This window comes from Actinomyces sp. HMSC065F12 (assembly GCF_001814535.1).
In the GTDB taxonomy this organism is placed as follows: Bacteria; Actinomycetota; Actinomycetes; order Actinomycetales; family Actinomycetaceae; genus Pauljensenia; species Pauljensenia radingae_A.
Genome location: NZ_KV817033.1, coordinates 69,425 through 87,568 on the forward strand (window position 1 = coordinate 69,425; position 18,144 = coordinate 87,568).

An 18,144-nucleotide genomic window follows, 5' to 3' on the forward strand; every position below is an offset into this window, starting at 1 on the left:
TACGTCTTATCGATCGTAGTCGATCACGAGGGTGAGCCGTGCATGGCTCACCGAGTGGACGCTGTACTGAATGTAACAGTTCTCTATCTTTTCTGTAAATCCTTGCACAATTGTCGGAGATTATTTACAGTAAGAGCTACAACCGCACGGCAGCGGAGCGTGCGGATTCACGATCACCCGATCATAGGAGTTTGAATGCGCAGACGCATAACTGTACTTGGTGCCCTCGCCATCGTTGCCACACTGACAGCGTGCGGCGGAAATTCGCCGTCCGGCCAGTCCTCAGACGGTGTTGACGCGGAACAGTCCGCCATCGGACAGTCCGCTTCGGACGGTGCTGCAACCGTTGGATCCCTCACTATCTGGGCAGATGACACCCGAACCGGGCCGCTGAAAGAACTCGCGAAAGATTTCACTGCTCAAACGCAAATTGACGTCAATATCTTCTCCAAGTCCAACGACACCATGTCGAAAGACTTCATCGCGCAGGTACCTACCGGCAAAGGCCCCGACATGATGGTGACCGCTCACGATGGGCTGGGAGAACTGGTCAACAATGGTGTGGTCGCTCCGGTTGACATTGCCGATTCAGCTGACGCCTTTACCGAATCAGCAGTGCAGGCCGTGACCTATGACGGGCAGACCTACGGCGTGCCCTACGCCACCGAATCGCTGGCACTGGTGCGCAATAACGCGCTGACCACGGATGAGCCTGCCACATTCGACGAGATGATCGAATCGGGCAAAGCGACAGGAGCCGAGTATCCGTTCGTCCTCCAAACCGGAGATCAGGGAGACCCGTACCATTACTACCCATTCCAGACCTCCTTTGGTGCAACGGTTTTTGCTCAGGAAGCTGACGGTTCCTACACCTCAGAGCTGACGATGGGTGGCGAAAAGGGGGTGGCGTATGCTACATGGCTGAAGCAACAGGCAGACGCTGGAATCTTCGACATCAACATCACCGGCGAAATCGCCAAGCAGTCCTTCCTGGACGGCAAAGCGGCATACACCGTGACGGGTCCGTGGAACGTTGACGCTTTCCGCGATGCCGGCATGGACATCTCTGTGCTGCCCATCCCCTCAGCGGGAGGTGAAACAGCGGCGCCGTTCGTCGGCGTCCAAGTCTTCTACGCATCTGCAAAGAGCCAGAACCAGGTGCTTGTCTCGAAGTTCATGGACTTTATGAAGACCCCCGAAGCGCAGCAGAAAATGTACGACCTGGCTGGGCGCACACCGGCTCTGAAAGAAACAGCCGCCGCAATTGATGACCCTGACATTCAGGCTTTCTCCAAGATTGCCGAAACCGGTATGCCCATGCCGTCTATTCCTGAGATGAGCGCCGTGTGGCAGTTCTGGGGTCTGACCGAAGCGAACATCATCTCCGGCAAGGAAGCTCCCGAAGAAGGCTGGAACACGATGATCTCCAACATTCAAGGCGCTATTGAGTAGTGTCTGTCGCGTCGCGCTGCTCACTGCAGCGTGACAGACCAGTGGCACGGGGATGAGAAACGAGGTGCCTCGCATCTCTTTTCTCATCCACCGTGCCGCCCGCACTCTGTTCACCCAATCAGGAGTAGGCCATGTCGTCGCCTTCATCAGCAACGTCTTCTCACACAGAACAGTCCTCACAGTCAACGGATTCACCGCAGGCCCCCTCGTACCGCACTTCACATGCCCGCGACATAACGAGGCCCGGTTTTATCGCCAAATTGATCTTGATGATGCTCGTCAATGCACTCGGCGTCTACGGCATCATCACAGCGGCGTTCGTCCAGTCGTGGCTCATCGTGGCGCTACTGGTCCTTCTGCTGGTTGCCGTCGATTTCATCTATTTTTCCTCGCGGATGCTGCCCGCCAAATACCTGATCCCCGGCCTGGTGTTCCTCCTGATCTACCAGGTCTTCGTCATGGGGTATACCGGCTACGTGTCCTTCACAAACTACGGGCAAGGGCATAACTCGACCAAAGCTGACGCCATCAGCTCCATCATGATGGAGAACAAGAAAAGGGTGGATGGCGCGCCCACCGTCAATATGGCGGTCGTCGACGACGGCGGCACACTGGGGCTGGCGGTCGAAGATCCCGATACACATGCGGTGAGCGTCGGTTTTGAGGATGTGCCGCTTCATGAGGTCAACGCACAAGTCGGCTCCCTGGGTATCACCTCGGTGGAAGGCTACGACGTCCTCGCGTTTGCAGATGTTGCAGCCCGACAAAACGACGTGGTCAACCTGACTGTACCGGTCAGTGACAACCCTGACGACGGGTATTACGTCACCACCGACGGCTCCAAAGGTTATCTGGCTCAGCCCACATTCCACTACGACGAACAAGCCGACACCATGACAAACACGGCAACCGGCGTGGTGTACACGGCAGACAGTGACGGTTTCTTCACCTCACCAGACGGCGAGCACCTCACGCCCGGGTGGCGCGTCTTTGTCGGTTTCGACAACTACGCCTCAATGGTGGTCAGCCCTGACCTGGCCGTCCCGTTCTTTAAATCGCTGATCTGGTCGTTCGTCTTTGCATTCGGATCGGTGATCACCACCTTCGCCTTCGGCCTCTTCCTGGCATTGACATTCGCTGATCAGCGCATCAAAGGCCGGCGCGTCTTCCAGTCCCTGATGATTCTGCCCTACGCGTTCCCTGGCTTCCTCGCCACCCTGGTCTGGCGCGGCATGCTCAACGAGCGCTTCGGCTTCGTCAACGAGGCATTGCTGGGCTGGATGCCCGGAGCGAATATTCCGTGGCTGACCGATGGGACGTGGGCGAAGGTCTCCATCCTGGGGGTGAACTTGTGGCTCGGATTCCCATACATGTTCCTCGTCTGCCTGGGTGCACTGCAATCGTTGCCCTCTGACGTCATGGAGGCGGCGAAGATAGACGGAGCAGGGGCGCTGCGCACAGTGTGGTCAGTGAAGCTACCACTGGTGCTGCAATCGACGGTCCCACTGCTCATCTCATCGTTTGCCTTCAACTTCAACAACTTCTCACTGATCTACATGCTCACAGGTGGCGGCCCGTCCTATCCGGGATTGTCGGTGCCGGTGGGTGAGACTGACATTTTGATCTCGATGGTCTACAAGATCGCATTTGACCGGGGCGGGCAGAACTTCGGTCTGGCATCAGCCATGTCGATCGTCATCTTCATCGTCGTAGGAGTGATCTCCTGGCTGGGCTTCAGGAAGACGCGCGCATTGGAGGAACTGTGATGACTACTGCATCAACGTCTCAAGCTGCCACAACACGCGGCGCACACAACGATCAGGCGAACAATACACGCCACTCGATGTCGGCTGGCCGATGGATGCGAGAGCTGGGGTGGAGGTATGTGGTCGGTATCCTCGTCACCATCTACTGTCTGATTCCTCTGCTGTACGTCTTGTCTGTCTCCCTGTCGCCGGGCGCGACGCTGACCGGAGCCAACAAGTTATTCCAGCACTTCTCATTGGAGAACTTCCAAGCACTGGGGCAAACCACGTACTGGCAGTGGATCAAGAACTCGCTGATCGTTTCATCGATTACCGCGATTGGTACAGTGCTGATGGGCGCTGCGGCCGCTTACGCATTTTCCCGTTTTCGTTTCCGAGGGCGACGCGGCACACTCACCTTCCTGCTCCTGGTTCAGATGTTCCCGCAGATGCTGGCATTCGTGGCACTGTTCCTGCTGCTGCTCGCCCTCCAGGACGTTTTTCCGGTCCTGGGACTGGACTCTCGTCTGGCGCTGATCTGCGTGTATCTGGGCGGCGCATTGGGGTCGAACACCTTCCTGCTGTACGGGTTCTTTAACACCGTTCCCCGCGAACTTGACGAAGCGGCCGAAATCGACGGGGCAAGCCACGCTCAGACGTTCTGGACGATCATCATGCCGCTCGTGATCCCGATCCTGGCTGTTGTCGGTTTACTGTCCTTTATCGCCAGTTTCTCCGACTTCGTCATTGCGCGTGTTGTGCTGCAAAGCGAATCAAATTTCACACTGGCTGTCGGCATGTACAACTGGGCTGCCGATGAGCGCGTGGCACCGTGGGGCCTGTTCGCCGCAGGAGCCGTTGTCGCGGCAATTCCGGTGATTGTGCTGTTCCAGTATCTGCAAAAGTACATCGTGTCGGGTCTGACAGCGGGCGCAGTGAAGGGGTAACGCAGTAAAACCGGTAGACTCGAGCGCGTGAGCGTCGCACCAGCCAGGTGCGACGATGAAAATAAGGAGAATATCCAACATGGCACAAGGCCCTTCACGTCTCGACTCGGTCATCAGCCTGGCCAAGCGCCGCGGCTTCGTGTTTCCCTCCGGGGAAATCTACGGTGGTACCCGTTCAGCCTGGGATTACGGTCCGCTGGGTGTGGAGCTGAAAGAAAACATCAAGCGCCAATGGTGGAACACTGTTGTGCGCTCCCGTGACGATGTTGTGGGACTGGACTCAGCCGTTATTTTGCCCAAGCGCGTGTGGGAAGTGTCCGGTCATGTCACAGCATTCACTGACCCATTGACCGAATGCCTGTCCTGCCACAAGCGTCTGCGTGAGGACGAACTAATCGAGCAGTACGCTGAGAAGCATTCGAAAGATGAAGGCGACGTGTCGATGGAAGACGTGCCGTGTCCGAACTGTGGGACGCGCGGTCAGTGGACACAGCCCAAGGCTTTCTCCGGACTGCTCAAGACATTCCTTGGTCCCGTTGATGACGAGGCCGGACTGCACTACCTGCGCCCCGAAACAGCACAGGGTATCTTCACGCAGTTCGCCAACGTTATGTCGACCTCCCGCAAGAAACCACCGTTCGGAATCGCTCAGATCGGCAAGTCCTTCCGCAACGAAATCACGCCAGGTAACTTCATCTTCCGTACCCGCGAATTCGAGCAGATGGAGCTTGAGTTCTTCGTAGAACCGGGCACTGATGAGCAGTGGCATCAGCAGTGGATCGACCAGCGTTTCCAGTGGTACGTCGACCTGGGCATTGATCCCGAACACCTGCGCCTGTACGAACACCCGAAAGAGAAACTCTCGCACTACTCCAAGCGCACCGTTGATATCGAATACACGTTCGGTTTCCAAGGCTCCCAGTGGGGCGAGCTCGAAGGCATCGCGAACCGTACCGACTACGACCTATCGGTCCATGCCGAAGCTTCCGGCGCCAAGCTGGACTACTTCGATCAGCAGAAGAACGAACGCTGGACTCCGTATGTTATCGAACCGTCGGCTGGTCTGACCCGCTCTCTCATGGCATTCCTCGTGGAAGCTTACGACGAGGAAGAAGTACCCAACGCGAAGGGTGGTGCGGACAAGCGAACGGTGCTGCATATGGATCCTCGTCTGGCTCCCGTCAAGGCCGCCGTCTTGCCGCTGTCACGCAAGCCGGAACTGCAGGAGCCTGCACGCGAACTGGCGAAGAGCCTGCGCATGCGGTGGAACGTGGACTATGACGATGCTGGCGCGGTGGGCCGGCGCTACCGCCGTCAAGATGAGATCGGCACACCCTACTGCGTCACCATTGACTTCGACTCGCTCGACGATCACGCAGCGACAATCCGTGAGCGCGACTCGATGGAGCAGGTGCGCATCCCGATCGACGAGGTTCCTGCCTGGCTTGCCGATAAGCTCGGCGCCTGCTGAGGCATACCTGTCCATCCGATGACGTTACTTCCCGTTCAGTGTGCTCCCGCCTTCGCGCCTGTAGCTGTCGGCCCCATTCAATTGTGGTCACCGGTCATCCTGGCGCCGATGGCGGGAGTCACGAATGTGCCATTTCGGCGCCTGTGCCGCCGCTTCGGTGAGGAAGGCCTGCCCGAGCATTTGCGTCCAGCTCCTGACGGGCAGGCACATCCACGTCCCCGGATCGATGCGCCAGCGGGCCTGTATGTCACCGAAATGGTGACCTCGCGCGCTCTGGTTGAAGGCAACCAACGCACGTTGGATATGGTGCGCGTGGATCCTGAAGAACGGGTGCGCTCCATCCAGCTATATGGAGTCGATCCTGACGTGATGGCGGCTGCGACCCGACTGCTTGTCGAGCAGGATCTGGCCGATCATGTGGACCTGAATTTTGGTTGCCCGGTGCCGAAAGTCACGCGCAAGGGTGGGGGAGCTGCGCTTCCCTACAAGCGGGACCTGTTTGCCTCACTGGTCGGTGCTGTGGTTCGCGCGGCTGACGATGCCGGCCGCACTGTCGGCCGAGATATTCCCGTCACTATCAAGATGCGAATCGGCATCGATGACGGCCACGTGACCTACCTGGATGCCGCACGCATTGCGCAGCAGGCAGGCGTCGCCGGTATTGCTCTGCACGCACGCACACAGCACCAGTACTATTCGGGCGCCGCCCAGTGGCAGGCGATTGCGCGACTACGCGACGTCGTGCGTGAGGACATCCCCGTCTTCGGCAATGGAGACATTTTCAGCGGAGACGATGCCCGAGCCATGATGGACAGCACAGGATGTAATGCAGTGGTGATCGGTCGCGGCGCGCAGGGCCGCCCCTGGCTGTTCCGCGAACTCGTTGCAGCCTTGCACGGGCATCCGCTTCCACCACCGCCCACGCTCCGCCAGATCACACCCATCATTGAGCAGCATGCTCGCTGGCAGGTCGAAGAAATGGCCGACGAATATCGCGCGATGCGTCACCTGCGCGCTCACATCGGCTGGTACCTGCGCGGATTCGCGATCGGCGGGCCATCTCGCCAGGCTCTCAATCTGGTTTCCTCCCTGGAGGAGCTGCATGAGCGACTGATGGATCTTGACCTCGATCAGCCCTTCCCGTCGGCAGCGCAGGGCAGCAGAGGACGCGCAGGACACGAGAAGAAACCGCATCTTCCCGATGGGTGGCTCAACTCGCGCACACTAACTGACGATGAACGCCAGCACCTGCACCTGGCTGAAGATGATGCGTCAGGCGGGTGAGAACATGCAACGAGAAGTCCAGATCGGCCCCGTTTTCCTGGGGCCGGGGAATCCGACCAGAATTATCGCACCGCTGACCGGGAGCACATGGGACGCCCTCGTCGACGAGATCGACAACCTGCATGGCGAGCCGATTGATCTTGCCGAGTGGCGCGCAGATATGTGGCCAGATCCCGACGAGCTTGCCAGCGTGTGCAGCGCTGTTGTCCAACGGTGCACCATTCCCGTCCTCGCCACCATACGCACCATTGACGAGGGCGGCCGCAGCGCCCTGGATGAAAACGCATACGCTCACAGTGTCAGGAAACTGGCGGCGCTTGCGCCCTGTGTGGACGTGGAAGCCAGATGGCCGAGCAGCGCACAGATCGTGGACGATGCTCACAACGATGGCAGTACCGTCATTATTTCCGCACACAACTGGGAGCTGACACCGTCACCTGAAGAGATCACGCGCCAGCTTGAGCAGATGGCGGCACTGGATGGAGATATCGTCAAGGTCGCCTATCGCGCTCACTCACATGCTGATGCGGACGCGATTATGCAGGCTGGACGGTGGGCGATGTCGCACCTGGACGTGCCGACGATCTGTATCGGCATGGGCGAGGCTGGTGTGGCGACACGCCTGGCGGGGCCTGAGTTTGGACTGGCGGCCACATTTGCAACGGTTGGCGCGTCCAGTGCGCCTGGCCAGTTGCCGGCTCAACAGGTAGCACACACACTACGTGGACATGCGCACCGTGCGCACTGACATTGCGCACCGCGCACCGATCGAAGGAAGGCGCCTCATGGCGAGCGCTCAGCATACAACGTCACACCACCACGACCTGCGCCTGTGGTACAGGCAACCGGCGAGCCTGACCGAACTGATGTCCAGTGGAAGAGGGCCGCAAGCTGGCTCGCCCTCCATCGTGGACGCTGACTCTCGCATCTGGCAGGAAACAGTGATGCCGATCGGAAACGGTGACCTGGGCGGCGCGATATTTGGTGAGATCAGCCGCGATCGCATCGGTTTCAACGAGAAAACCCTGTGGACGGGCGGACCGGGAAGCACGCCGACCTATGACGGCGGCAATTCAGTCGAACACGGCAGAAACGGCCAGACGCTGCGCTCGGTGCAGCACCTATTCGAACAGGGACGCCGCGAAGAAGCAGCGCGCCTGGCGTCGAACACTCTCATAGGCGGCTTCAATGCCGCCGAACAAGGAGGCTACCAGGCGTGGGGAACCGTCTACCTCGACTACGGTTTCGCTGATGACCACTACTCGAATTATGAACGTGACCTGAATCTGTCGACCGGGATCGCGCACGTCGCATTCGATCATGACGGGACACACATCACCCGCGAATACTTTGCCTCCAACCCTGACAACGTTCTTGTCATGCATCTGACGTCCACCACCGCACAGACACTGGCCGTGTCGTTTCCAACGAAGCAGGACAGTCAGAAAAACGCTGAGCGCACCACCGTTGACGTGGCTGGAGGCCTCCTTGAAGTCAGCGGTGCACTGCATAACAACGGCCTGCGCTATGCCTCGGCAATTAAAGTGGCCAGCACTGACGGCGAGGTCAGCGACGGGGGAGACCACTTGAGTATTGCAGGGTGCACGCACGTGTCGCTGCTGGTGAGCGCGGCGACTGATTATGCGCTGACGTATCCGGCATATCGAACTGGCGAGAGCCCGCGCGATGTGTCGAGACGTGTCAGGGCGGTGCTGGAAGAGGCTGCTGCACGCAGCATTGATGACCTGCGTGAACGCCACCAGCGTGACTACAGCGCGCTGTTTGACAGAGTGGAGCTGGACCTGGGCCAATGCGACGCGAAAAATGCGGGCCAATGTGACGGGGGCGAAGCGGATCAGTGCGCCCGGACCGTTCCGACTGACGTGCTGCTCGACGCCTACCGCGCAGGAGATGCCTCGCCTGCGCAGCAACGCGAACTGGAAGTTGTGCTGTTTCAGTACGGACGCTACCTCGGCATCAGCTCCTCGCGGGAGAACTCACTGCTGCCAGCCAATTTGCAGGGCGTATGGGCGAACAGGTCTGACGATACCGTTGGGCCGAATGCATGGAACTCCGACTACCACCTCAACGTCAACATGCAGATGATCTACTGGGCGGCCTACAGTACGAACCTCGTCGAAACCGCCGATCCGATGATCCGCTTCATGAAGGCACTGGTCGAACCGGGCAGACGCACGGCACGCATCTACCTGGGCACCGATGGCAGTGAAGGATCCGGTTTCAGCGCTCACACCGAGAACACTCCATTTGGCTGGACCACTCCGGGACGTGACTTTTTCTGGGGATGGTCGCCCGCCGCGGTTCCGTGGATGCTGCACAACGTCTACGAATGGTACGAGTTCACCGGGGACACGGAGCGCCTGCGAGAAGACATCTACCCGCTGCTCAAAGAACAGGCAGACCTGTACGTGCAGCGCCTGCTGCACCCGTCCACCGACTCGACGGGCACACGCCGCCTAGTCTCATCGCCTGCCTACTCGCCCGAACATGGGCCGGTCACTGACGGCAACGTGTACGAGCAGACCCTGATCTGGCAAATGCTGACTGACGCCATCGAAGCGGCAGAGGTGCTGCAGGTGGATGCCGATCGGCTGACGATGGATGAGAGCTGCTCCATCGACGATTGGGAGCGGGACTGGGAAAATGGCGGCGCGTTCACCTCGGACGCTTCACGTTCATGGGCGTGCGCCAGGCAGCTGCTCGACCCCATCGTCATTGGCGACTCAGGCCAGATCAAGGAATGGTACGACGAGGGCGCCCTCGGGCATCATACGGATGGCTCCGCGATCGCGGACTATCAGTGCTACCACCGCCACATGTCGCATATGCTGGGCCTCTATCCTGGCGACCTGATCACTGTTGATCATGCAGAATTCCTCGACGCGGCAAAGGTGTCGATGAATGATCGATCTGACCGCGCGACCGGGTGGGGAATTGCTCAGCGACTGAATTCGTGGGCCCGCGCCGGCGATGGGGAGCGTGCGCACCGCATCATCCAGTCTCTTTTTGCCAACGGGATCTACCCCAACCTGTTCGATACACACCCGCCGTTCCAGATCGACGGGAACTTCGGCTACACCGCAGGTGTCAGCGAAATGCTGCTGCAGTCCAATTCGACCTGGGTGGGTCAGGATGGACGCGAGTACCGCAACTATATGTATCCAGCGCCCGCGTTGCCGCGCGTGTGGAGAAACGGTCGAGTCAGTGGGCTGCGCGCTCGCGGCAACTTCACGGTTGGCTATGAATGGGCCGATGGCGCCGTCACTTTGATGACGATTACCTCCGGAAGCGGCGGGCACGCAGTGGTACGTCTGTCGGGAGCCTTGAACGCGACCGTGACAAGCGCTGACGGCGCGTGCGTTGGATCGACGCTGCTGGACGCCACGCACCTCGCATTCGATACGCGTCCTGGCGAAACCTACACCATCACTCACCTGACCGAGGAAGCGTGAGCGTGTGGGCGCGAGGAGACCTACCGGCTCCGTGGCGAGCGAACCAGTTCGACAACCGTATCCAGGCGGCGCTGCGCGATGGGAGCGAACTCGTCGATAAGTGCCTGCTCTGACATGGATGCGAGAGGTTCGAGCTGGACAATGTAGCGCATCGTGGCCACACCGTACAGCGTGGACATGACGCACTCAATCTCCCGCGCAATCGCTGTGCGCGTGGCGGGTGACAGGGGAGGAGCGTCAGTTCCGCACACGTGCTGATGAATAAAGTCAGTAATGTCGGGGATGATGCTGGAGTGTACGTAGGAACGGAAACGCTGCTTGGAGTCGAAATAATAGTTCACCATTGCCGGATCGCAGTTGGCGCGAGCCGCGATATGACGGGTTGTGATGCCGTCGTATCCATTCGCAATGAATTCTTCTTCTGCGATGCGTCTGATGATGTCGCGCATGTCGCCGCGCTTGCCATGCGCGACATCGCGCAAACCCCTGGTGGGACTGGTCGGGGAAATCCTGGTGAAGTTCCATCCCGAGGCAAACAACCACGCGGTGCGCGTTATTGAAGAGGAAGGGTGTGAGGCGGAACTGCCCACACTGATGCAGTTCTTCCACAACGCGATGGCATCAGCATCGTGGAACGCTCACAGCCTGGGGATGGTCGACATGATTGAACATGGCTGCCCGAACATCATCTGTGCACAGCCTTTCGGCTGCCTGCCCAACCACATCATTGGCGAGGGAATGTTCTGCGCGCTGCGCAATCGCTACCCGCAGGCCAATGTGGTGTCAGTGGACTACGATCCGGGTGCCTCACAGGTCAACCAGCTCAACCGCATCAAGCTGATGATCTCAACGGCGATGGAACAGCGTCGGCGCGAAAGCGCGGATGGCGTGCTGGATTTCGGCACAGTCGACATTGTGTGGGATGAGGAAGACAAGGGATTTGAGCCACGCCGACCGGCATGCGGAAGTTGCGCGATGGCCTCACTGGCCGCCCAGTCCGAATTCGCCGTCGATCGCGGCGATCGTCCCTCCATGCCGATTGTGGCGGTGACCAGCAATTAGCGCGTTGGTCTGGCTGCTCCGCTGAACAGACCGACCCGGTATCGAGATCGGCGCGATGTTGCCAATGCCCGGGCGCTGATGGTTCTCTGATTGAGCAGACCCGTGTGGCTTACGAATAGCTGGAGACGGGAGGGGCCTGAACCAAGGCTGCTTCAAACCAGGCGCACTGGTCAGGGCCGACAACAGTGGGCTGATTCGGCTCATCGGACACACGACCCGTCGAGTCGAGCAGCAGCACGTGCTCGGCGGGCACTTCAACCGGGGAATCAGACGTGTTGGTCACGACCATGACACCGGCGCACAGATGGACACCCACGCCATCATCAGCCCAGCCCAAATTGTCCACATAGGCGAGGGAACCGGACCCCATGGAACGCTCAACACGAATTCTCAGCGCCCGAGTCAACATGTCTCGTTCAAGGCGCGCATTGTCGCTCGACTCCCATTCCACATGTGGCCCACCGGAGGCTTCGAAGTCGCGGCGACCGGCCAGCCTGTCGAACGGTGTGTAGGCCGCACCCGGAAGTGACAGCGCCACCAGTGCCATCGCGTTTCGTCTCCACTGATCGGCGCCTTCTTCCCACGAACCGGGTACCGGGCTCACCGGTCGGTTATCGGTCGGGCAATGCGACCACTGCCAGGCAGAAACGTGTCCGAGGTTCGAACGCTTCGACAACGTGCGCTCAATGCGTGCGCGCAGCTGGTTAATGTCCCACGGGCATGTCACCAAAGCGTCGTCACGCAGATGGTGGAACCAGTCTTCTTCGAGGTGACGGCTTAATGCATGTGGGGTGGTAATCGAGCTTTCTGCAGCCAGAATCGGCATGCGATCAAAATCGGCCAGCTCTGCCTGCAGAATGTGGATCAGTTGAGTGAATCGACTGGCCTGCTTCTCACTGGCATCGTCATCCTCGCGAATGATTCCCAGGTCAATCCCGTCGGCACCGGCTTTCAGAGCCGCCCTCGTGCGCACGACCAGTGAGGACACGTCCTGTTCGAAGTTGACAAACGCTCCCTCGCTGCTGCCCGGCACGCGCGCGCCGGACAGTCGGACGATGACCTTGACGCCGGTGCGGTGAACACGCTCGATAAATGATGCCAGGCGCGACCCATCCACCGCGATGTCGGCATGTGCGGGCCGGACGGCAACAGCCGTGAAGCCGACGCGCGCAAAATCGAAGGAGAGTTTTTCGATAACTTCCAAATCCTCATCGGTCACACCGCCGCCGATATCGCAGATCACGGCGCGTCTCCACCAGGGGAAATGTCCCCGTTGGACGCGCTGAACCAGTCGCGTAGTCACGCTTGAATCGGATGCGACGTGAAAAGTCGACGTGTCAGACATAATGCTATTGTGGCCCATTCGCGTGCCGAAGGCACATATTGTCCAGGGAAGAGCATGTACGGGCGTTAGGCTGGAGCCGTGAACCAGCGCATGAACCACGCCCAGGTGCCCCATCGGATCGTCTACTCGGCAGGTGACCGTGAACGATTCGTCGCAGAATCACCCAAGAATCCTGAACGCACCGATTTTGAACGTGACCGCGCGCGAATTGTCCATTCATCAGCGCTGAGACGCTTGGGCGCCAAGACTCAGGTGCTGGGACCGATCAGCGATGACTTCGTGCGCACGCGCCTGACGCACTCACTGGAAGTGGCACAGGTGGGTCGCGAGCTTGGTAAAGAACTGGGCGCAGATCCAGACGTTGTGGAGGCAGCGTGCCTGTCTCACGATTTGGGCCACCCGCCGTTCGGTCACAACGGCGAACGCGTGCTCAACGACCTGGCGCAAGATGCCGGAGGCTTTGAGGGAAACGCTCAGACACTGCGCATTGTGGTGCGCCTCGAACCCAAAGTTGTCGCTCCGGACGGGGCACCCTCGGGACTGAATTTGACGAGGGCGACGCTGGACGCCATCGCGAAGTATCCGTGGAAGCGCGGCCAGGGCCCCGACCCTGACAAGTCGATGAAGAAGTTTGGCGTCTATGAAGACGACGCTGAGGTGTTCACCTGGATGCGTGGCGATGTGCCCGCGGGGAGGCGCTGCCTTGAAGCACAGATCATGGACCTGTCTGATGACATCGGGTACTGCGTGCACGACGTGGAGGACGCTATCGCCACGCACGCGATGGATGTGAGCCACGTGAGTGATGATGAGCATGCGGCGGGCATTATCGACTCCACGCTGCAGTGGTACGGCCCGGGAGCGAGCGCCGATGAGCTGGAAGCGGCGATGGAGCGCCTGCTAACGCTGCCGGTGTGGCTGCACCGTTTCGATGGCACCTATGCGGACCTTGCGGCCTTGAAAAATCTGACCAGCCAGTTGATCGGCAGGTTTTGTCAAAGCGTTGTTGCAGCCACGCGTGAGGTGGCCGGTGATGGCCCGCTGGGACGGCACCATGCGGACCTGGTGATTCCTCGGGACGTGCGGGCGGAGATTCAGCTGCTCAAGGGGATCGCTGTGCACTACGTGATGTCTCCGCGAGAAACCGAACCGGTCTACCTGCATCAGCGCACGATTCTTGCCGACCTGGTTGACGCGTTGCTCGAATCGCGCGGGCAGCACCTCGAAGAGCCGTTTGCGACTGCATGGCAACATGCCGACGGTGATGCCGAGCGGCTGCGTGTCGTCATCGATCAGGTGGCGACATTGACGGATATTTCAGCCTCACAGTGGCACGCCCGCCTGTGCGGACTGCTATCGACCCAGTGGACGTGAGGGCGCGGAACAGTACACTGAAGCCATGGCTGGCATGATCCGTCGAGAAGACATAGCGGCGGTGCGTGAAGCCTGCCGGATCGAAGAGGTGGTAGGCGAACACGTCACCTTGAAGAGTGCGGGTGTAGGCGCATTGAAGGGCCTGTGCCCGTTCCACGATGAGAAGACCCCTTCGTTTCACGTGCGCCCCGTAGTCGGCCTGTGGCACTGCTTCGGATGTGGTGAGGGTGGAGACGTCATCAGCTTCATCCAGAAGATCAACCATATGAGCTTCGTTGAAGCCGTCGAGATGCTCGCCCAGCGTTACTCGATCACGCTGCACTATGAAGAAGGCGGCCGGCGGGTACGCGAGGAAGAACCGGGGAAGCGTCAGCGCCTCCTGGATGCCCACAACGTGGCAGAGGATTTCTACCGCGAACAGCTCCTGTCCCACGAGGCAAAGCCAGGCCGCACTTTCCTGGCCAACCGCGGTTTTTCGCAGTCCGACAGTGCGCAGTTCGGGATCGGGTATTCGCCGCAATCGTGGGATTCGCTCACACGTGTGCTGCGCTCGCGTGGATTCACGGATGCGGAAATTCTGGCAGCCGGACTTGCCAGTCAGGGTAACCGCGGCATCTACGATCGTTTTCGAGGGCGCCTGATGTGGCCAATCCGCGACATTACTGGCGCGACCGTCGGATTCGGTGCGAGGCGCCTGGACGATTCTGACACGAATTCTCCGAAGTATCTGAATACCCCCGAGACACCGATTTACCACAAGTCACAGGTTCTTTATGGCCTTGACCTGGCCAAGCGCGAAATTTCCAAGCGTCGACGCATCGTCATTGTGGAAGGCTACACCGATGTGATGGCCGCGCATGTGGCTGGTGAAGTCACTGCGGTGGCCACATGCGGCACGGCGTTCGGCTCCGAGCACGTCAAGATCGTGCGGCGTCTGCTTGGTGACAGTGCTGATCCTGCGGCCGGAGTGGTGCTCTCATCGGGACGTGCTCACGGTGGAGAAATCATTTTCACTTTTGATGGTGATGAGGCCGGTCGCAAGGCGGCGCTCCGTGCTTTTGGTGAGGATCAGAACTTTGCCGCCCAGACTTTCGTCGCCGTGGAGGCATCCGGCCTGGATCCGTGTGACTTGCGGCTTCGCAGCGGTGATCAGGCAGTATTGAACCTGGTCAATTCGCGCACACCGCTGTTCGAGTTTGTCATCCGCTCGTTGCTGCGCCTGCAGGACCTGAACACTGCTGAAGGTCGCGTTGCCGCGTTGCACGCTGCCTCTCCCGTGGTGGCCGGGATCAAGGACAGGGCGTTGCGTAACGAGTACACGCGTTCACTGGCAGGCTGGCTCGGCATGGATATGCGAGATGTGGCCAAGTCGGTGCGCACCGCGCCGCGGATGGCGTCCAATCAGGGTGGTCGTTATGCGCAGGCGCGCAGCTACACGTCGCCCTCGGCAATGGACATGGCGGGCGCGGGCGTGCCTGGACGAGTGCCGGCAGCAGTGATGGACGATCCGGTGGCGAACCTGGAGCGCCAGGCCCTTGAGGTGTTGATTCAACGCCCAGTCGACGTGGTGGATTCCGGTTTTGAGGAACTGGGCGGGGAAGCGTTCACGGTGCCTGCTCACAGGGCAGTTCACGACGCTGTGCGCGCTATCGGCGGGCTGCAGACCTTTACTGACATGCTGACCCGAGCAGAAGACTCGATGGGCAGGGGGGACGCGGCGGAAGCTGCTGCGACGAAGAAATTTGCCGAAGCGATTCGTGAAAGCGCCGGGCCGGTTGTCGATGCGGTTGTCACGCAGCTGGCTGTCGCACCCTTGCCGCAGGACCGCCCCGATCAAATGCGTTCGTTTTCGCGCGGCATTATTGCTGCGATGGTGCGGATGGATCTGACGCGTCGAAGTGCCGAGCTGCATGCGAAACTGCAGCGTATGAACTCTGATGATGAGCGCTATGCTGAGACCTTCACAGAGTTGATGAAATGTGAAGAGCGGCGGCGAGCGTTCGCTGAGCAGAATTAGGAGAAGAAATGGCGGAAGTGGAAAGTTTCCAGCTCGATCATACGGCTGTGCGCGCGCCTTACGTGCGGCTCATCAATCGTGAGAGCGGGCCTGCCGGTGACGTGATCTCGAATTTCGATCTTCGTTTTGTCCAGCCCAACGCGAACGCCATCCCCACCGGGGGGTTGCATACGATTGAGCACCTCTTGGCGTCACTCCTGCGTGACCGCATGGACGGAATCATTGACTGCTCACCGTTCGGTTGCCGTACCGGGTTCCATCTGATTACGTGGGGAGAACCGGCAGTGGAGGACATTGCGCGCGTAGTGACCGATTCTCTTCGCGCCATTGCCGAAGACGTCGCGTGGGACGATGTGCCGGGTACGGATGAAAAGTCGTGTGGCAACTACCGTGATCATTCGCTGTTCAGCGCTCGCGAGTGGGCTCGCTCCATCATCGATGCCGGCTTGAGCGTTGATCCTTACGAGCGCCAGCATCTGGACGCGAACTAGATCACCGTTGCGGATATCCTCACTGCTATGACACCTTCGAAACCTTCTCACAGCCAGCTTCCCTCCACGGTTGCGCGGCATCTGCCCACCTATGATGCGAGTGCTCCATGTGAGCGCCTCGAGGACGGGCGAGTAGTCATCGCCGGCAAGTACGCATTTTTCGTCGCCAGTGACGAGGGTGTCCACCTCGCTGCCATGTGGTACGAAGTTCAGCATGCGCGCTGGAACGCTGAGAAGCGGACGTTGAGCGTCACGTGGGTCGATCCCGACCGCGAACCGTTCACGGGCGTCACGATCAGTGAGGACCCAGAGCGTTTTATGACGCTTATGAGTGAAGCTGTGTCGCAGTCGATCGTGACACAACGTTCGGTGACGGTTGATTCGGGTGCGACAGTGACTGCTGCAATCCGTCGAACTGCTGATGGGCAGTTGTTCTCCACACTCGTGTCGGATGGGCCGCTAACCGGTGAGGAAGCGCATCAGGCGGACGCGCTTGAACGGGATGTGCGCGAAGGTGTCGGCCTCGACTAGCGAGACCGAGCAGCGGCCTCACATGAGCGTGCGAATGTGAGCCTGAGCCACTCACCCTGGCCGTTGGCGCGTGAGCAGTGCTGTACTGGCACGTGCAGCAAAGTGAGGGATACGCCACCTCTTTCAAGTTGCCCCTTTTGGTCATCAGTCGCTAGACTTCAATGCGTTGATCCCGCGTAGCTCAACGGCAGAGCATCCGACTGTTAATCGGACGGTTACTGGTTCGAATCCAGTCGCGGGAGCTTTTTATTGCCCTGACTTGGGCCAATCGGCGTGCTCCAATTGGCCGAACAGTGGCCCCTCGCCTTACTCTCGCGTAGGCCACGTCCCCGAACGCTCCCCGGACAATCATTGCTTAAATGTTCGTGAGGCGATCTCCCAGCGTCAGCCTACTTTCGGTCAGGCATTCCTCGATGATGTCGTGAAGACTAGCAAACTCCGATGTGTCGAGATTATTCAGGTCCTCACCGGTTTCGCGGATCACTTTCATCAGTTGGCCATATGCCAGGCAGCTTGCGAACGTGAACTCTCGTAGTGCGTCTCGCAACGCGATCGCTGCAAGTGTCTGTTCGACCTGGTCGTCAGCAGCCTTATGGCGCAGCATGCTCGCCAGCCACCCGGCTAAGGTTTGGTACAGCATCCACAATGTGGCCTCATCTTCGTCGGCGTTCTCACGGAACGCGCCGAGGGCATCGTAGAGCTTGACAGCTAGTGCGTGAACGTCAGTGAACTGGTTCATGAGTAGACTCCTCTGGATGATTGGGGTAAGGCAGCGACTGGTCCGTTTTGCGTTCCTGTCATCGTGGTGCACAGTATGACCCACACCACTGGCATTTGCGTTCAGGCGCGATTCGCTTTCGAAGCCTTAAAGCGGTTAGGCTAGATCTGCCCTGATAGCTCAGTCGGTTAGAGCAGCGGACTCATAATCCGTTTGTCCCGGGTTCGAGCCCCG

The 18,144-nt window shown here is 59.6% G+C and carries 14 protein-coding genes, 1 tRNA gene and 1 pseudogene; 13 read left to right on the plus strand and 3 right to left on the minus strand.

The window, feature by feature from the left end; translation table 11 throughout:
* Positions 1 to 195: 195 nt before the first annotated feature.
* The 7 genes from HMPREF2975_RS10105 (at position 196) to HMPREF2975_RS10135 (ending at position 10,372) form a co-directional block, all read left to right on the plus strand.
* Entirely contained in the window at positions 196 to 1,452 is a 1,257-nt protein-coding gene (locus HMPREF2975_RS10105; protein WP_058236397.1) for a sugar ABC transporter substrate-binding protein, read from the plus strand.
* 269 nt (positions 1,453 to 1,721) lie between these two features.
* Entirely contained in the window at positions 1,722 to 3,218 is a 1,497-nt protein-coding gene (locus HMPREF2975_RS10110) for an ABC transporter permease subunit (protein ID WP_371935804.1), read from the plus strand.
* 77 nt (positions 3,219 to 3,295) lie between these two features.
* Complete coding sequence (locus HMPREF2975_RS10115; RefSeq protein ID WP_070727595.1) at positions 3,296 to 4,144, plus strand: sugar ABC transporter permease; 849 nt, start codon at positions 3,296 to 3,298, stop codon at positions 4,142 to 4,144.
* Positions 4,145 to 4,223: 79 nt separating this feature from the next.
* Entirely contained in the window at positions 4,224 to 5,615 is a 1,392-nt protein-coding gene (locus tag HMPREF2975_RS10120; RefSeq protein ID WP_058236399.1) for a glycine--tRNA ligase, read from the plus strand.
* Positions 5,616 to 5,633: 18 nt separating this feature from the next.
* Positions 5,634 to 6,899 (plus strand): tRNA dihydrouridine synthase DusB, encoded by a 1,266-nt coding sequence (gene dusB / locus HMPREF2975_RS10125; RefSeq protein WP_074026151.1) that lies wholly within the window; start codon positions 5,634 to 5,636, stop codon positions 6,897 to 6,899.
* Between the two features lie 4 nt (positions 6,900 to 6,903).
* On the plus strand, positions 6,904 to 7,647 hold the full coding sequence (gene aroD, locus HMPREF2975_RS10130) for a type I 3-dehydroquinate dehydratase (RefSeq protein WP_157886340.1): 744 nt from the start codon (positions 6,904 to 6,906) through the stop codon (positions 7,645 to 7,647).
* 37 nt (positions 7,648 to 7,684) lie between these two features.
* Positions 7,685 to 10,372 carry a glycoside hydrolase family 95 protein gene (locus HMPREF2975_RS10135; RefSeq protein ID WP_227469370.1) on the plus strand — a complete coding sequence of 896 codons (2,688 nt, stop codon included), beginning with the start codon at positions 7,685 to 7,687 and terminating at the stop codon, positions 10,370 to 10,372.
* Between the two features lie 20 nt (positions 10,373 to 10,392).
* Here HMPREF2975_RS10135 and HMPREF2975_RS10140 read toward each other — a convergent pair whose 3' ends face one another.
* The gene (locus HMPREF2975_RS10140) at positions 10,393 to 10,821 is read right to left on the minus strand and encodes a TetR/AcrR family transcriptional regulator (RefSeq protein ID WP_070727539.1); all 429 of its coding nucleotides are present in this window, start codon (positions 10,819 to 10,821) and stop codon (positions 10,393 to 10,395) included.
* A gap of 6 nt (positions 10,822 to 10,827) precedes the next feature.
* Here HMPREF2975_RS10140 and HMPREF2975_RS13140 point away from each other — a divergent pair.
* A pseudogene (locus tag HMPREF2975_RS13140) lies at positions 10,828 to 11,434 on the plus strand (hypothetical protein); the annotation flags it as partial.
* A gap of 109 nt (positions 11,435 to 11,543) precedes the next feature.
* On the opposite strand, the gene HMPREF2975_RS10150 reads toward HMPREF2975_RS13140, so the two are convergent.
* The gene (locus HMPREF2975_RS10150; RefSeq protein WP_141757408.1) at positions 11,544 to 12,779 is read right to left on the minus strand and encodes a beta/alpha barrel domain-containing protein; all 1,236 of its coding nucleotides are present in this window, start codon (positions 12,777 to 12,779) and stop codon (positions 11,544 to 11,546) included.
* A 90-nt stretch (positions 12,780 to 12,869) separates the two neighbouring features.
* Here HMPREF2975_RS10150 and HMPREF2975_RS10155 point away from each other — a divergent pair, with 90 nt between their 5' ends.
* The 5 genes from HMPREF2975_RS10155 to HMPREF2975_RS10175 all read left to right on the plus strand — a co-directional run bounded on the left by HMPREF2975_RS10155 (position 12,870) and on the right by HMPREF2975_RS10175 (position 17,434).
* Positions 12,870 to 14,153, plus strand: coding sequence for a deoxyguanosinetriphosphate triphosphohydrolase (locus HMPREF2975_RS10155; protein ID WP_070727598.1), 1,284 nt, complete (start codon positions 12,870 to 12,872; stop codon positions 14,151 to 14,153).
* Between the two features lie 25 nt (positions 14,154 to 14,178).
* Positions 14,179 to 16,170: a DNA primase gene (gene dnaG, locus HMPREF2975_RS10160; protein ID WP_070727548.1), complete on the plus strand. Its 1,992-nt coding sequence runs from the start codon at positions 14,179 to 14,181 to the stop codon at positions 16,168 to 16,170.
* 8 nt (positions 16,171 to 16,178) lie between these two features.
* On the plus strand, positions 16,179 to 16,661 hold the full coding sequence (locus HMPREF2975_RS10165; protein WP_070727553.1) for an S-ribosylhomocysteine lyase: 483 nt from the start codon (positions 16,179 to 16,181) through the stop codon (positions 16,659 to 16,661).
* 27 nt (positions 16,662 to 16,688) lie between these two features.
* Positions 16,689 to 17,192, plus strand: a complete 504-nt coding sequence (locus tag HMPREF2975_RS10170) for a hypothetical protein (RefSeq protein WP_070727556.1) — start codon at positions 16,689 to 16,691, stop codon at positions 17,190 to 17,192.
* A gap of 170 nt (positions 17,193 to 17,362) precedes the next feature.
* Positions 17,363 to 17,434 (plus strand) — tRNA-Asn (locus tag HMPREF2975_RS10175).
* Positions 17,435 to 17,547: 113 nt separating this feature from the next.
* Here HMPREF2975_RS10175 and HMPREF2975_RS10180 read toward each other — a convergent pair.
* Positions 17,548 to 17,931, minus strand: coding sequence for a hypothetical protein (locus tag HMPREF2975_RS10180; protein WP_070727557.1), 384 nt, complete (start codon positions 17,929 to 17,931; stop codon positions 17,548 to 17,550).
* Between the last annotated feature and the right edge of the window lie 213 nt (positions 17,932 to 18,144).

Bases quoted from the DNA above. Each gene is read 5' to 3' on its own strand.
- HMPREF2975_RS10105 (WP_058236397.1), top strand. From the start codon at position 196: ATGCGCAGACGCATAACTGTACTTGGTGCCCTCGCCATCGTTGCCACA.
- HMPREF2975_RS10110 (WP_371935804.1), top strand. From the start codon at position 1,722: ATGATGCTCGTCAATGCACTCGGCGTCTACGGCATCATCACAGCGGCG.
- HMPREF2975_RS10115 (WP_070727595.1), top strand. From the start codon at position 3,296: ATGTCGGCTGGCCGATGGATGCGAGAGCTGGGGTGGAGGTATGTGGTC.
- HMPREF2975_RS10120 (WP_058236399.1), top strand. From the start codon at position 4,224: ATGGCACAAGGCCCTTCACGTCTCGACTCGGTCATCAGCCTGGCCAAG.
- dusB (WP_074026151.1), top strand. From the start codon at position 5,634: ATGACGTTACTTCCCGTTCAGTGTGCTCCCGCCTTCGCGCCTGTAGCT.
- aroD (WP_157886340.1), top strand. From the start codon at position 6,904: ATGCAACGAGAAGTCCAGATCGGCCCCGTTTTCCTGGGGCCGGGGAAT.
- HMPREF2975_RS10135 (WP_227469370.1), top strand. From the start codon at position 7,685: ATGGCGAGCGCTCAGCATACAACGTCACACCACCACGACCTGCGCCTG.
- HMPREF2975_RS10140 (WP_070727539.1), bottom strand. From the start codon at position 10,821: ATGCGCGACATCATCAGACGCATCGCAGAAGAAGAATTCATTGCGAAT.
- HMPREF2975_RS10150 (WP_141757408.1), bottom strand. From the start codon at position 12,779: ATGTCTGACACGTCGACTTTTCACGTCGCATCCGATTCAAGCGTGACT.
- HMPREF2975_RS10155 (WP_070727598.1), top strand. From the start codon at position 12,870: ATGAACCACGCCCAGGTGCCCCATCGGATCGTCTACTCGGCAGGTGAC.
- dnaG (WP_070727548.1), top strand. From the start codon at position 14,179: ATGGCTGGCATGATCCGTCGAGAAGACATAGCGGCGGTGCGTGAAGCC.
- HMPREF2975_RS10165 (WP_070727553.1), top strand. From the start codon at position 16,179: ATGGCGGAAGTGGAAAGTTTCCAGCTCGATCATACGGCTGTGCGCGCG.
- HMPREF2975_RS10170 (WP_070727556.1), top strand. From the start codon at position 16,689: ATGACACCTTCGAAACCTTCTCACAGCCAGCTTCCCTCCACGGTTGCG.
- HMPREF2975_RS10180 (WP_070727557.1), bottom strand. From the start codon at position 17,931: ATGAACCAGTTCACTGACGTTCACGCACTAGCTGTCAAGCTCTACGAT.